The 13,426-nt window shown below is 39.4% G+C and carries 15 protein-coding genes; 9 read left to right on the top strand and 6 right to left on the bottom strand.

Annotated features, from left to right (window positions below):
- Positions 1-90 precede the first annotated feature (90 nt).
- On the bottom strand, positions 91-570 hold the full coding sequence (smpB, locus tag CWB60_RS15375; protein ID WP_004587371.1) for an SsrA-binding protein SmpB: 480 nt from the start codon (positions 568-570) through the stop codon (positions 91-93).
- A gap of 145 nt (positions 571-715) precedes the next feature.
- On the opposite strand from smpB, the gene CWB60_RS15370 reads away from it, so the two are divergent.
- Positions 716-1,153, top strand: a complete 438-nt coding sequence (locus CWB60_RS15370; RefSeq protein ID WP_055253005.1) for a type II toxin-antitoxin system RatA family toxin — start codon at positions 716-718, stop codon at positions 1,151-1,153.
- Positions 1,153-1,470, top strand: a complete 318-nt coding sequence (locus tag CWB60_RS15365; protein ID WP_029773434.1) for an RnfH family protein — start codon at positions 1,153-1,155, stop codon at positions 1,468-1,470. Before CWB60_RS15370 ends, CWB60_RS15365 begins: the two co-directional genes overlap by 1 nt.
- A 63-nt stretch (positions 1,471-1,533) precedes the next feature.
- On the opposite strand, the gene CWB60_RS15360 is transcribed toward CWB60_RS15365, so the two are convergent.
- On the bottom strand, positions 1,534-1,893 hold the full coding sequence (locus CWB60_RS15360; RefSeq protein ID WP_004587368.1) for an outer membrane protein assembly factor BamE: 360 nt from the start codon (positions 1,891-1,893) through the stop codon (positions 1,534-1,536).
- 107 nt (positions 1,894-2,000) lie between these two features.
- On the opposite strand from CWB60_RS15360, the gene CWB60_RS15355 reads away from it, so the two are divergent.
- Positions 2,001-2,315 carry a GIY-YIG nuclease family protein gene (locus CWB60_RS15355; protein ID WP_004587367.1) on the top strand — a complete coding sequence of 105 codons (315 nt, stop codon included), beginning with the start codon at positions 2,001-2,003 and terminating at the stop codon, positions 2,313-2,315.
- Here CWB60_RS15355 and CWB60_RS15350 read toward each other — a convergent pair.
- From CWB60_RS15350 to ilvC, 3 genes are all read right to left on the bottom strand, one after another.
- Complete coding sequence (locus tag CWB60_RS15350; protein WP_121637161.1) at positions 2,301-3,479, bottom strand: tetratricopeptide repeat protein; 1,179 nt, start codon at positions 3,477-3,479, stop codon at positions 2,301-2,303. The two genes, CWB60_RS15355 and CWB60_RS15350, sit on opposite strands and share 15 nt — an antisense overlap.
- Before the next feature lie 79 nt (positions 3,480-3,558).
- On the bottom strand, positions 3,559-5,478 hold the full coding sequence (locus CWB60_RS15345) for a methyl-accepting chemotaxis protein (RefSeq protein WP_138577512.1): 1,920 nt from the start codon (positions 5,476-5,478) through the stop codon (positions 3,559-3,561).
- Positions 5,479-5,642: 164 nt separating this feature from the next.
- Positions 5,643-7,115: a ketol-acid reductoisomerase gene (ilvC, locus tag CWB60_RS15340; protein WP_138577510.1), complete on the bottom strand. Its 1,473-nt coding sequence runs from the start codon at positions 7,113-7,115 to the stop codon at positions 5,643-5,645.
- 139 nt (positions 7,116-7,254) lie between these two features.
- Between ilvC and ilvY the strand changes: the two genes are divergently transcribed.
- The 6 genes from ilvY (at position 7,255) to CWB60_RS15310 (ending at position 12,663) form a co-directional block, all read left to right on the top strand.
- On the top strand, positions 7,255-8,160 hold the full coding sequence (gene ilvY, locus CWB60_RS15335) for an HTH-type transcriptional activator IlvY (RefSeq protein ID WP_138577508.1): 906 nt from the start codon (positions 7,255-7,257) through the stop codon (positions 8,158-8,160).
- 121 nt (positions 8,161-8,281) lie between these two features.
- The gene (locus CWB60_RS15330) at positions 8,282-9,328 is read left to right on the top strand and encodes a GGDEF domain-containing protein (RefSeq protein ID WP_171036158.1); all 1,047 of its coding nucleotides are present in this window, start codon (positions 8,282-8,284) and stop codon (positions 9,326-9,328) included.
- 165 nt (positions 9,329-9,493) lie between these two features.
- A complete protein-coding gene (locus tag CWB60_RS15325; RefSeq protein WP_138577506.1) occupies positions 9,494-10,303 on the top strand; it encodes a MipA/OmpV family protein in 810 nt (269 codons plus the stop codon).
- Between the two features lies 1 nt (position 10,304).
- Positions 10,305-10,685: a DUF3019 domain-containing protein gene (locus tag CWB60_RS15320; RefSeq protein ID WP_171036157.1), complete on the top strand. Its 381-nt coding sequence runs from the start codon at positions 10,305-10,307 to the stop codon at positions 10,683-10,685.
- Between the two features lie 14 nt (positions 10,686-10,699).
- The gene (locus CWB60_RS15315) at positions 10,700-11,392 is read left to right on the top strand and encodes a response regulator (RefSeq protein WP_024031826.1); all 693 of its coding nucleotides are present in this window, start codon (positions 10,700-10,702) and stop codon (positions 11,390-11,392) included.
- A gap of 23 nt (positions 11,393-11,415) precedes the next feature.
- Positions 11,416-12,663 carry an ATP-binding protein gene (locus CWB60_RS15310; protein ID WP_064386818.1) on the top strand — a complete coding sequence of 416 codons (1,248 nt, stop codon included), beginning with the start codon at positions 11,416-11,418 and terminating at the stop codon, positions 12,661-12,663.
- Between the two features lie 312 nt (positions 12,664-12,975).
- Here the strand turns inward: CWB60_RS15310 and CWB60_RS15305 are convergent, their stop codons facing one another.
- Positions 12,976-13,197, bottom strand: a complete 222-nt coding sequence (locus CWB60_RS15305) for a DUF3820 family protein (protein WP_138577502.1) — start codon at positions 13,195-13,197, stop codon at positions 12,976-12,978.
- Positions 13,198-13,426 lie beyond the last annotated feature (229 nt).

The raw sequence follows: 13,426 nt of genomic DNA, 5'->3' as shown, positions 1-13,426 counted from the left end.
TAAATAAAGCTGAGGGGAATTTGATCAGGTTGTTTTATATTTAACCGGTGAGAAATTAAAAAAAACGCCTAAATAAATTAGGCGTTGTGTTTATACTTTATGTTTCATGAGGCGTTCTTTCTCACGCGACCAATCTTTATTTTTGCCGTCTTCACGTTTGTCATGCATTTTTTTACCTTTTGCTAAGTGAAATTCAAGTTTCACCCAACATTTTTTCCAATACATGGCAGTGGCAACAAGTGAGTAGCCATCTCGTTCAGTGGCACCGACTAATCTATCAAGCTCTTTGCGGCTTAATAACAGTTTACGGTATCGCATTGGATCGCAAATAACATGAGTCGAGGCGCTATTTAAAGGCTGAATTTGACTGCCTAATAAAAAAGCTTCGCCATTTTTAAGATGAATATAAGTTTCTGAAATGTTTACCTTACCAGCTCGGATACTTTTTACTTCCCAGCCCTGTAGTTCAACACCTGCTTCAAACTTGTCGTGTAAAAAATACTCATGACGCGCTTTTTTGTTAAGCGCGATGGTATTACTGTTCGATTTTGATGATTTGTTCTTAGCCATAGTGCCCTATAATATACGTATTAAGAGATGTTTTACATCGATTTTTTATATGTGCCTTTAAAATAATCTGGTGAACTTAAGACCATGAAAATTTGGGGAAACGCGCAAAGCTTGCTAAAATTCGCCCACACAGTTGGGAGTGAGTATGCCACAAATAGAAAAAAGTGCGCTGGTTATGTACAGCACTAAAGAGATGTTTGACCTAGTTAATGATGTAGAAGCTTATCCGCAGTTTTTACCTAATTGCTCAGACTCTAAAATCGTTTCGCAGCACAATAATAACATGACCGCGAGTTTAGAAATATCCAAGGCGGGTATAAAAAAGTGGTTTACCACTGAAAACACCTTTATTGACGAGCAAACCGTGCAATTAAGGCTGGTTGATGGCCCATTTAAAACTCTTAAAGGGCGTTGGCATTTTCAAGCGTTAGATAAAAAAGCCTGTAAAGTTGAGCTTAAGCTTGAATTTGAATTCTCTAGCAAGCTTATAGAATTGGCGTTTGGTAAAATATTTAATGATGTAGCTAAAAATATGGTTAGTGCATTCACGCAACGTGCAAAAGATGTATACGGAGCAAGATAATGATTAGCGTTGAGATAGTTTTTGCATTACCGACTAAAGCAACCACATTAACGGTGGAAGTAGCGCAAGGAACCACAGCCGAACAAGCTGTTATTCAATCGGGGATCATTGAAAAGTGCCCTGAAATAGACCCAACTGCGCTTACTTTAGGTGTATGGAATAGAACAGTAAAAGCGCATTACGAATTAAAAGATGGCGACAGAATAGAAATTTATCGTCCACTAATTGCAGACCCTAAAGATGCTCGAAGAAAGCGTGCTGAAAAAGCAAAAGAGGAAGGTCGAGCAAATAAAGTTACCGGTGGGCGTCCTTTATAAAGGTCATTAATGTAGTTATTAAAAAAGGTGAGCCATGCTCACCTTTTTTAATAACTAAAGCGTTTACTGCTCTAGCGGAGTATCAAAGTTTTCTGGTTGATCATAATCACCCGAAACAGCAACTAGTTGATCATTTTCAAATTTAACCAGCAACTCTTTATGCTGCTCATTATCGCGGCCTTTGTTAAAGCTGTATACATAACGCCAGGTACTATTATCAAACGCATCTTCTGCTATTGGACGACCTAATACATAAATAACTTGCTCTCGTGTCATGTTTACACGAAGCTTATCTACATCTGATTGCTCTAAAAAGTTACCTTGTGGGATATTGATTCTATATACCCAGCTAGAACAACCGGCTAAAGAGCTGAATGTGAGAGCAACGATAAGCCAAAGAGAAAAAGTTTTTAACGACTGCATTGTTAGTTGTGATCCTTATTTTTTATAATCTGCATGATACCGATTAGTCACTGAAGGTAAAACCCTTTTAAGAAATTGTTTTTAGTTACGAGGGTTAGGGCAACGTTTTGACCACAAACACACAAAAAAGTTTAAGTATAAATATAAGCAAAGCACACAAAGTACCCTCAACGTGGTATTTGTATATAGTGCAAACGCGTTTAGGCCACTGGTATACAGGTATAACAACCAATGTTGATAAGCGCTTAGCCACGCATCAAGCGGGTAAAGGCGCAAAAAACTTAAAAGGCAAAGGCCCTTTAGTTTTAATTCATCAACAAAAGGTGGGCTCAAAAAGCGAAGCCAGCAAGTTAGAGTGGCAAATTAAAAAATTAAGTAGGGCCCAAAAAGAGCATTACGTACAACAGCTAATGACTAAGTGAAGCTGTGGCATTTTTTAATGCTTTTAATTTATTACGATAGCGGGCTTTGTCATAGTTAAACTCGGCGTTTATACCCGCTAAACGCATATAATGTGTTGCCTGCTTTATATTGCCGGTAAAATAATATGCTCGCGCAAGGCCAAAGTGGCTTTCGTGTAACTTAGCGTCAATTTTATAAGCGCTTTTAAAATGCTTAATCGCTTGAGAGTAATTTTTAAGTACCAGTTCACTATTACCCAATGATATATGGTAATACGGGTTAGCTTGGCGCTTTTTATTGAGCTGTTTTAGCATTTGCTGACCTTGTTTAGCGCGGTTACTTAAGGTGTACAGCACAGCGAGATTACCTATGGCAGTATGGTTATTTTTATCAAGCAATAAAGCATAGTTATATGCCTGTTCAGCTTCTTTTAAATAATTAAGCTGCCTAAATACAATACCTAAATTTCCCCAGCCACCACTGTATAATGGGGCGGCTTCAACGGCGGCACTAAAGTAGCTATAAGCTAAATTATAATTTTTATTTACTAACGCTTGAGCGCCTTTATTGTTATAAAACATAGCCGTAACAAACTCTTTGCTTATTGGGCTGGTTTTAAAGCGTTGTTTTCTTATATTCGGGTCGAAGTCTATGGTTAACTGTTTATCACGTTGATAAACCATTGTGGCTGGTATTGTTTGCATAAGCGCATTGTCAATTGATAAATTAATATGCCCTGTCAGTAAATTAACCCCTTTATTCATTGCCCAATATTCAGGAATATGAACCTTTTGAAAGCGCGCTTTTATACCTAAATAATCGGCTAAGCTATACGCTAATATCGATAACGACAGGCAATTAGCATTTAAATTAGCGTAGGTTTGCGATGCACTCAATGTGGCGCCACTTTGATAGGTTAATGAGTTATCGCCGTTTTTTAATAAAAAACTTAAAATACTGTTCGCTAAGTAATGCGCGCTTCGCTTACTGGTTAAGTGGGCATCAAGTTGGGAAGTGATTGTTTTGTCGAGCTTAAATATGTCTTGCTCGGTTTCGACGTTAATACGGTTAAATGTTGGATGGTTTGCTAGGGCAAGCGGCGGCGGTTCACGCACCGTGGTGTTACATGCACTTAAATATAAGCAACTACTTAGTAATAATGCGTTAAAACAAGATATGTTCATAAACCACCTCCAACATATTACATCTATAAGTGTAGATGCAATATGCGCAGGTGGTTTATTAAAGTGTTACAAAACGTGTTTAGTGGTGTTTTTCAAAGGTGGCTACGAGTGCATCAAGGGCTTGAGCGCTATTTGCTAAATCTCGAATTGCTTGCTCGGTGTTTATTTGCTCATTCATAGCACGGTCACTAATTTCACTTATTTGCTCAATATTACGTCCTACATCAGCAACCACGTTACTTTGCTGCTCAGTTGCGGTGGCAATTAAAGTAGCCATGTCGTTTATTTGATTTGCTGTTTCGCTTATCGCATCAAGCAATTCAACAGAGCTTTGCATTGCGCCCACGCTTTGTTGGGCTTTTTGCTTAGATTGACTAATATCGTTTACTACATCTTCAGAAATAGTGGTTAGCTCTTCAATCATTGACTGAATTTCGGTGGTTGATTGCGAGGTACGATTAGCAAGCGCGCGTACTTCATCGGCCACCACTGCAAAGCCTCTACCATGCTCACCAGCCCGTGCCGATTCGATGGCTGCGTTTAAGGCCAGTAAATTAGTTTGCTCTGAAATGCCGCGAATAGAGTCAACAATACTCGCTATATCAATTGTTTTTTTAGAAAGCAGTGTTACTTGTTCGGTAATGCCGTCAATGTCAGCGGCAAGCGCTGAAATTGTAGCTTGGCTTTGCAGTACTTGCTGATGGCTTTGGCTGGTGTTTTCTTGACTGCTTTGCGTTAACTTGGCTGCATTAGCCGCACTTTGTGCTATTTCTTGTACAGTTGCGCCCATTTCGTTAATGGCTGCAGCTACCGAAATGGTTTGCTCTTTTTGATTATCAATAGACTGCGAGTTGTTTTTTGCTTGTTCAAATACATGATTAGAACTTTGGCGTATTTCTGTACTTTCGTTGGCGACTTGCTTGATGGCAGTTTCAATTTTATGAATAAACTGGTTAAAGCCATGGCTTAAATTGTTTAGCTCTGGCTGATTAGACTCTGGCAAACGGTACGCTAAATTAGCATCGCCTGATCCTAAACGAGAGAACAGCTCGGCCATATCCGAAAGCGGTGACGCTAAAGAGCGTGCTAACAAGTAACTTAGCATGCTAGCAACGAGGGCTATCACTAGCGTAAATGTAAATATTTGCCACTCCAATGTACCTACAGTCGCAAATACCTCACTTTTAGGTACTTGGGCTAATACGTATAAGTCGGTATTGGCTATTGGCATGGCTGCTAAAAATGTGGCTTCGTTATTAAGTGATAATTCTGTAATTGCAAAACCAGAAGGGTTATACAAAGTACTATGAACATTACTGCCATAAAGTGTGTCTATGTTTACTTTAGCCACTTTATTTGCATCTTTATGTAACTGAATTAAGCCGCTTTTATCTGCAATAAACACAAAGCCAGTTTGCTCAATTTTAAATTGTTGTAATAGCTTTTGCATGTCGGTGATGCTTTTTGCAAGCCCCGCTAATCCAAGCCCATTTGTTTGTTGATGATTTACAAACATTTTTACATCAGTCGGGGATTCTTGATAAATACTTATTGAGTACGGATTATTTGAGTTGGTAAAGCCAAAAAACCACCCATCAGCCGCGTCGTTTTTAAGCACGCGTAAAAATCCGTGTTGGTTCCAATATTGTGCTGTATCACGGTTAGCCCACGACGCCGTTGCTAAATCAAACTGCTTTGCTACGCGGTTTAATTCTTTAAGCAGTAGTGTGTCGTCTTGGTTATTTGAGCGCGCCCACTCTAAGATAAATTCATTTGATGATAGTTGCTGTGCAGCACCTAGTAGTTCGTTTATTTCGCCACCAATTTGATTACTAATACTGTGTAATTTGCTGGGTAGCTCAGATTCAATCATACGTCGTTCTATAATATCTTCAGAGCTATATAAAGACGTTAAACCAATTAATGCAGCGACACAGATTGCAATGGTACTGCCTAAAATGGTGATTTTTTGAGTGATAGTTAGGTTTTTTATCGTCATATTATTTAACTTTACAACTAGGTAGATAGCCATGTTAGCACATTATTAATTAAGCGCTAATTATTGCAATATATCTAAAAGGGTATACTCGCTTTTTATTATTACTAGCACGAAAAAGCCCACAGCGTATGCATGTGGGCTTGGTTTCTAACAAGCGAAACTAGTTATACAATTTTCTTCATAGCTGACATGTAGCCGCGTAGTCTAGCGCCAACAATTTCAACAGGGTGCTCACGTAGTGCAGTGTTAATTTGAATCAATGTTTGGTTATCTACTTGGTTACTTTGCTCATTTAAGCCTTTACCAATAACATCGGTGTCGATGTTTTTCATAAAATCGGCCAATAATGGTAAACACGCATGATTGTATAAGTAACAGCCGTATTCTGCAGTATCAGAAATAGTACGGTTCATTTCGAATAACTTTTTACGTGCTATTGTGTTGGCAATTAACGGTGTTTCGTGTAAAGACTCATAATAAGCCGACTCGTCAATAATGCCTGCTGCAGTCATGGTTTCAAATGCAAGCTCAACGCCCGCTTTAACCATAGCAACCATTAAAATACCGTTATCGAAAAACTCTTGCTCAGAGATTTCTACATCACCAGCAGGGGTTTTTTCAAAGTTAGTTTCGGCAGTTTCTGCACGCCATTTTAGTAAGTTTGCATCGTCGTTTGCCCAATCTTTCATCATTACGCGTGAGAAAGTACCGTCGATAATGTCATCTTGGTGCTTGTTATAAAGCGGGCGCATAATAACTTTAAGTTCTTCGCTTAGTTCAAACGCTTTTACTTTTGCAGGGTTTGATAAACGGTCAAGCATGTTAGTAACGCCGCCGTATTTAAGGGCTTCGGTAATTACTTCCCAGCCGTATTGAATTAGTTTTGATGCGTAACCCGCATCAATGCCTTTTTCAATCATTTTATCAAAACATAAAATTGAACCGGTTTGTAACATGCCACAAAGAATTGTTTGCTCGCCCATTAAGTCTGATTTAACTTCAGCGATAAACGATGACTTAAGTACACCGGCACGATGACCTCCGGTACCCGCAGCGTAGGCTTTAGCTTGTGCTAAACCGTGACCTTGTGGGTCGTTTTCTGGGTGAACAGCAATAAGAGTAGGTACACCAAAGCCGCGTTTGTATTCTTCGCGAACTTCAGAGCCAGGACACTTAGGAGCAACCATGATTACCGTAATGTCTTCACGAATTTGCATGCCTTCTTCAACAATATTAAAACCGTGCGAGTAAGCAAGTGTAGAGCCTTGTTTCATTAAAGGCATAATGGCAGTTACAACGGCCGTATGTTGCTTATCAGGTGTTAGGTTTAATACTACGTCAGCGGTCGGAATTAGCTCTTCGTAAGTGCCTACAGTAAAACCGTTTTCAGATGCATTTAGGTATGACTGACGACGCTCATCAATTGCTGATTGACGTAACGTGTACGATACATCTAGGCCTGAGTCACGTAAGTTTAAACCTTGGTTAAGACCTTGTGCGCCACAGCCAACAATAACCAGCTTTTTACCTTTAAGTGCATCAACACCATCGGTAAATTCACTTGGGTCCATAAATTCACATTGCGCTAATTGAGCTAACTGCTCGCGTAAAGATAAGGTATTAAAATAATTCGCCATGTTAGTGTCCTATAATTCGTGTTTGTTAGATGCAAAGCGTATTTGCTTTGCTTAAACACACCATAAAAAAAAACTTTGCTTGCGTAAAATGATATATTTGCACTAAAGTATTTCAAAAAATGAAACATAGAGGCATGTAATGGATCATAAGCATTTAAATTACTTTTTAGCGTTAGCTAAAACGCTCCATTTTGCCAGGGCGAGCGAGCTGTGCCATATAAGTGCACCTACATTAAGTCGCAATATTAAGCAGCTTGAAGATGAGGTCGGCGTTGCTTTATTTATACGCGATAACCGAAGTGTAAAATTAACTAAAGAAGGGGAGTCGTTTATTGATTACGCCACCTCTACACTGGCTAATTGGCAGCGCTTTAAAGCGAATGTGAAAGACCCAACCCAGCATATTTACGGTAATGTGAGTATTTATTGCTCAGTCACCGCCTCGTATAGTTTTTTGCATCAAATATTAGAACAACTCCGCGCGCAGCATCAGCATATAGAAATAACGCTAAATACCGGCGATCCGGCGTTGGCAATAAACCGAGTACTGGATGCCCATGAATCAATGGCTATTGCTGCACGGCCAAGTAAACTGCCTGCCCAAATTGCTTTTGTTAATATAGGCCACTCTCCACTGGTTCTTATTGGCCCTAAAATTCAATGCCCGATCAGCGAAAAAATAGCGAAAAACGCCCCACATATTGATTGGTCAGAACTGGAGTTTATTGTACCTGAGCAAGGTTTTTCTAGGCAGCGGTTAGAGCAGTGGTGGCGGAAAAATAATGTGCATGGAAAAATTTATGCACAAGTAGCAGGGCACGAAGCAATGGTGTCTATGGTGAGCCTAGGATTAGGTGTCGCCATGGTTCCAAAAATAGTGCTAGATAATAGTCCGCTACAAGACAAGGTACACGTACTGCCCAGTGAAAATCACCAGCCAGAAGGGTTTGATATTGGTTTGGCGGTGTTAAAAAAAGAGCTTAACGACCCTGCAATCAGTGCATTATGGAATATTGCACAAACTTTAGGCGCAAATGTTATATAAGCTTTTAACGATTAATATAATTCAGTAAATAGTATGATTAACAGTTGCGTATGAGTTTACTATTACTTAACATGAAAGCTTAATAATAAAAAATAATGACGCACGAGAGTTTATAATAATTATGGATCATGCTGTATCGCTCGCTCATTCTGCTCAATGTTTAAAAAAAGCAATTCCTCTGATGGTAAAATACCGAATGCCGGTAACGCCTATCAATTACGCTATTTGGTATTGCTATGTGCAAGGCAGTAAGCCAGCATTAAATGCTGAGCTTGATCACGTCATTTCTGAGCAACAAACATGTACTCAAAATAAAGCAAAAGAAATTTTTGATAAGCATTTAAGCGAAGATGACTTAGTGTTTTTTCAAGAAATGGCAGATCGCTTCCATGGCACTATGGAGCAAGTACAGCATGATATAAGCGTTACCCTCGATCATTCTAAAAGCTTTACCACGTCGTTGGTAGATTCTCAAAATGAGTTGGCAGGTTTAGCTAATGTAAATTCGTTTAACGAAATACTCGGTTGTGTTGAACGCTTAACCGACGAGTCGGTGGCTATGCAAGACTATGCGCGAGAATTTCAAACTAAGCTTGCGGTAGCCTATAACGAAATTAAAGATTTAAAAGAAGCACTTAACCTTTCTCAAGAAGCAGCTGATACAGACCCCCTGACAGGCTTTTTTAATAGAAGAAAGTTTGATGATGATATTCAGCAGTTTTGTCAAACCTATTCAGAGCAAGCTGACGAGAGCGTATTGGCGGTACTAATCATGTTTGATATTGATCACTTTAAACGTTTTAACGACGATTTTGGTCATCAAAAAGGCGATGAAGTACTTAAATTAGTAGCCAAAAAAGTTTCGCAAAATATTTCCGATAGCCTGAATGTTTACCGCTATGGTGGTGAGGAGTTTTGTATTACCGGGTATTTTGACAGCATCAACGAGATTATGGTGTTTGCTGATAAAATTCGTTTAGATATTGCCTCATTAACTATCCGTAAAAAAGACGATGTAAATTCTAAACGTGCAATTTCTGCAAGTTTTGGGCTCGCTATTTTACGTCCATTCACGAAAGGTTCGGTACTTATTGAGCGCGCCGACTGTGCTTTATATATAGCTAAAACACATGGTCGCAACCGTATTGAAATAGCCCCTGATATTTAAATGTGATACGCATGTATAAAAATTGTGAATGATTGTAACTAGGTGGCGCACATTTGTGCTTACCTTGCTAGTATGGGTCACTTACTTATTTTACTCATTTAGATTAGGTTAATGCGGCTCAATACTTTTATTTACATTTTTTGCTTTGTGGTGTGTCTTATTTGCGTGCCTAGCACAGCTTCGCAGGCCTATAACGAACAAGAGTATGCACAGCAACATATTACTGTTAAGAAGTGGCATGTAAATCTAAGTGTCGGCGCGGGTGTTATTACCAACCCTCTGCATGGCGGAAAAAACGTCCCGCTCCCTGTGATCCCGCAAATTGCTTTTTATGGTGAGCGTTGGTTTTTCGATAATGGTCGCCTTGGCTTCACACTTAAAGAAAATCAAAAGCATCATTTTAATATCGTTTCAGAACTGAACGCAGAGTCACGCTTTTTTATTGATTGGCATCCTAATAACCTCTTTGTTTTACCAGCAACAGCAGGTGCTTCTGCATTAGCGCAAAATAATCCCCAGCCTAAAAAAATAAATATCGATAATATTGATAATCGCCATTTAGCCCTAGATGCCGGGGGAAGCTATCATTATGTGCAGCAAAACCATGTGCTATCGATACAGTTATTACAAGATATAAGTAATGTTTATAACGGTACTCGAGGCGCTATACAATGGCAGTACCACAGTGAAGTAGGGCGTTTAAAGTTAAAACCAACGCTTGGGGTTAACTATAAATCAGCTGAATTAAACAGCTACTATTATGGTTTAAAAGCACACGAAACCTCATTAGGTAAAATTGACGTTGGTAGTAGCTGGCAACCTTATGCTAAAATCGACGCCAGTTGGCCATTGAGTGAGGCTAACAGTCTTCGTTTTCATGTAGCATATTACGACTATTCAGCTATGGATGGCAGTCCGCTTTTTGAACGTAACTATTCAATGACTGCTTTTATAGGATTCGATCATACTTTTTAATATGAAGTATTTAATGTTGATTGTGCTTACAGTTTTTCTGTTTAGCCCTCCCGTTGTAGCGCAAAATGCGTCTTTAAAGGTCTCTCCCAAAGTGTGTGTTGTGTCTGAGCAGCAAGCGTTTTGCGATCTCGATTTAAAGTTTAATTGGCAGCAACCATCGCCAAGCGATGTATGCCTGTACCAACAAAACAAACTGATTAAATGCTGGCAACAGCAGGCTGTTGGTGAGTTTGAGTATAAAGCGCGTGTTCAGGTAGAGACCATATACTCCTTAATCAATCCTCATACCGGTGTGTTAATTGCTAAAACACACGTTGAAGTGCAAAGTGCTGATGCTAAAAAAAGTAGGCGCAGGCTTCGCTCTCCATGGAGCTATTTTTAATTTAGGAGCAACTCATGCCAAAAATTTTACTTGTTGAAGATGACCTAGGTTTACAACAACTAACAAAAGATTATCTTGAACATAATGGCTTAGAAGTAGACGTATTAAGCCGTGGTGATGAAGTATTTAGTTATCTTGAGAATAACGCTGCTGATTTAATGATTTTAGATATTATGTTGCCAGGTAAAGATGGCTTTAGCGTATGTCGACAAGTACGTGATAAGTTTTCGTTGCCAATTTTAATGCTTACTGCAAAAGGTGAAGACTTTGATCAGGTGATTGGCTTAGAGCTTGGCGCAGATGATTATGTGGTAAAACCTGCAGAACCGCGTGTTTTACTGGCGCGTGTAAATGCATTACTGCGTCGCGGGCAACCCGTGGTTAAGGCCGCAGAAGAGATTCAGTTTGGTGATTTAGTCATTGATAAAACCAGCCGAATTGTTAAATTAAACGAAAACGAAATAGTACTTACATCCCATGAGTTTGAGCTTTTATGGCTACTTGCCTCAAATGCAGGCGAAGTACTAAGCCGTGAACATGTTCATCAACATATGATTGGCCGTCAATACGATGGGCTTGACCGTACCGTTGATGTACGCGTGTCACGAATTCGCAAAAAGCTAGGTGATAACAGCGATAAACCTTACCGTATAAAAACCGTGTGGGGGCAAGGTTACTTGTTTGTATCAGACGCCTGGGAAAAATAATATATGAAGGTAAATAAGGAATAATGGGCAAACTATTTATAAGTTTATATGTTTATATCATTGTTTCTTTATTTATTGTTAGTGGTGTTATAGAACAAATTTGGCCTTACGAAGAGACGCAGCAGCAAGTGCTGTTAGATGATGAGTTTGGCCAAGCACTTTGGTTATTATCGCAAACCGATGATGGTCTAGATAAGCTAAAACACAGCTTTGAAAGCCAAGTTATTGCCCGCAAAGATCTTATTTTACCCCTTAAGCAGCAAGCCTCATTAGATAAAAACCATTACCTGTATCTGTATGATAAAAAGCAGCGCATAGTGTGGTATGTTGAGCTTGGTGATAACAAACTACTTCAAATTGGTCCTGTAGGCGTTATCAAAGCACCTGAAAGCTCTGTTATTCCGTATTTAATGTTACTGGCTATTGTAGGGTTACCTGTGGGGCTGTGGAGCTTTTTACTATGGCGTGATTTTTCTAAATTAAGCCATGCGTGCGAAGCGGTAGATGGCTCGCAAGACTTTAACTTAAGCAGTCCTTCTAAATCGTTTTTTTTACCCGTTACTGATACTCTAAAAGTAATGCAGCAGCGCATAGAGCATCTTCTTAGTGCGCAACAAGAACTTACCTCCTCTGTATCTCATGAATTTAGAACGCCCCTTGCACGATTAAAATTTGGTATAGCCATGTTAGAAGAAACACTGCAATCGGAAAAAGGGCAACATTACCTAACTAATATGCAGGCAGATATAAGCGAACTTGAAGCGCTTGTGTGTGAAATGCTTGAATATGCTCGGCTTGATTCGCAGCAACCAAGCTTAGCTAGAAGCGACGTTGATTTGGCTGCCTTAACACAATCGGTCATTAATAAGCTAAATTTTGCAAGCGGCATAGAGTTTAATGCGGTGTTACCACAGGCTTTAGTGTACAAGTGTGATGCGCACTTTATTGCGCGTGTAATGCAAAACCTAGTGGGCAATGCGTTAAAGTACGCTGTTAGTCGTGTTGATGTCACACTCAAAGCGCAGGGTGATGCAATTTACTTTATTGTGGAAGATGACGGAGAAGGTATTTTAAAAAGCGACAGAGAAAGCGTATTTAAACCTTTTACTCGTTTAGATAAAAGCCGTGATAAAAGCACAGGGGGCTTTGGTTTAGGCTTAGCAATAGTGGCAAAAATTGTATCGTGGCATAAAGGGCACTATTCAATCACTGACTCATCGCTTGGTGGCGCTAAGTTTATAGTTACCTTACCTAATACCTATCCACAATAATATTTAATCATTTTGTGGGGCCAAATGTGTCGCTACCTACGTTAAAAATTCTCATTTACGATTGCATGGATGCAGAAGGTAGAGCAATGCAGGAGCAAATGCCGAGAACAACTAAATAGCGCATTTTTTGCTTAGCTATCAACACGTTTTTCCATCCTCAAAATAGATCTCTTTATTATGCGGATTGGTATAAAAGCAATTCACCTAAAAACGCCAGACATAAAAAAAGCGCCTAAGGCGCTTTTTGTGGTTAAAAACCAAAATCAACAAGTAGCAAAATAGTAGACCCGGCTACGTGGAAAAAGTTCTCAATTATTTTTTATTTTTTTTAAGTAGGGGCATCAGCATTTGCTCAAGCCCGTTTAATTTAACCTCGTACATCATTGCAAGCTGCGCTCCGAGTTTACTTTCTGGAAACCCTTGCTGTTTAAACCACACGAGGTAGGGCTCTGGCAAAAGCAATAAGGGTCTGCCTGCGTATTTTCCAAAGGGCATAATTGTATTAATAGCGAGCTTGAGTTCGGCTGTATCCATAATAAGTCAGTAATTGATAAAACGTATAATAGTAATACTACTGCTTATTAATAATAAACGCATTAAATAGTGGCTGGGTAAGCGGGCAAGTAAACAGAAATAAAATAGGCTGTGACGGGCAAGAAACAGCCTATTGAACGAGGGAGTAGGCCCTCTGATTGAATAAATTTGTGTTGATAAATAAATGCTTACCTTGCATTAATTAGCTGGAGTCTAATTATGTGACACA

The sequence above is a fragment of the Pseudoalteromonas sp. S327 genome, from assembly GCF_005886415.1.
Taxonomy (GTDB): domain Bacteria; phylum Pseudomonadota; class Gammaproteobacteria; order Enterobacterales; family Alteromonadaceae; genus Pseudoalteromonas; species Pseudoalteromonas atlantica.
Note: the sequence above shows the minus strand (reverse complement) of the source record. Positions and strands in the feature narration are given on the sequence as shown.

Coding starts and splice junctions, on each gene's coding strand:
- smpB (WP_004587371.1), bottom strand. CDS start 570: ATGGCTAAGAACAAATCATCAAAATCGAACAGTAATACCATCGCGCTT.
- CWB60_RS15370 (WP_055253005.1), top strand. CDS start 716: ATGCCACAAATAGAAAAAAGTGCGCTGGTTATGTACAGCACTAAAGAG.
- CWB60_RS15365 (WP_029773434.1), top strand. CDS start 1,153: ATGATTAGCGTTGAGATAGTTTTTGCATTACCGACTAAAGCAACCACA.
- CWB60_RS15360 (WP_004587368.1), bottom strand. CDS start 1,893: ATGCAGTCGTTAAAAACTTTTTCTCTTTGGCTTATCGTTGCTCTCACA.
- CWB60_RS15350 (WP_121637161.1), bottom strand. CDS start 3,479: ATGAACATATCTTGTTTTAACGCATTATTACTAAGTAGTTGCTTATAT.
- CWB60_RS15345 (WP_138577512.1), bottom strand. CDS start 5,478: ATGACGATAAAAAACCTAACTATCACTCAAAAAATCACCATTTTAGGC.
- ilvC (WP_138577510.1), bottom strand. CDS start 7,115: ATGGCGAATTATTTTAATACCTTATCTTTACGCGAGCAGTTAGCTCAA.
- ilvY (WP_138577508.1), top strand. CDS start 7,255: ATGGATCATAAGCATTTAAATTACTTTTTAGCGTTAGCTAAAACGCTC.
- CWB60_RS15330 (WP_171036158.1), top strand. CDS start 8,282: ATGGATCATGCTGTATCGCTCGCTCATTCTGCTCAATGTTTAAAAAAA.
- CWB60_RS15320 (WP_171036157.1), top strand. CDS start 10,305: ATGAAGTATTTAATGTTGATTGTGCTTACAGTTTTTCTGTTTAGCCCT.
- CWB60_RS15315 (WP_024031826.1), top strand. CDS start 10,700: ATGCCAAAAATTTTACTTGTTGAAGATGACCTAGGTTTACAACAACTA.
- CWB60_RS15310 (WP_064386818.1), top strand. CDS start 11,416: ATGGGCAAACTATTTATAAGTTTATATGTTTATATCATTGTTTCTTTA.
- CWB60_RS15305 (WP_138577502.1), bottom strand. CDS start 13,197: ATGGATACAGCCGAACTCAAGCTCGCTATTAATACAATTATGCCCTTT.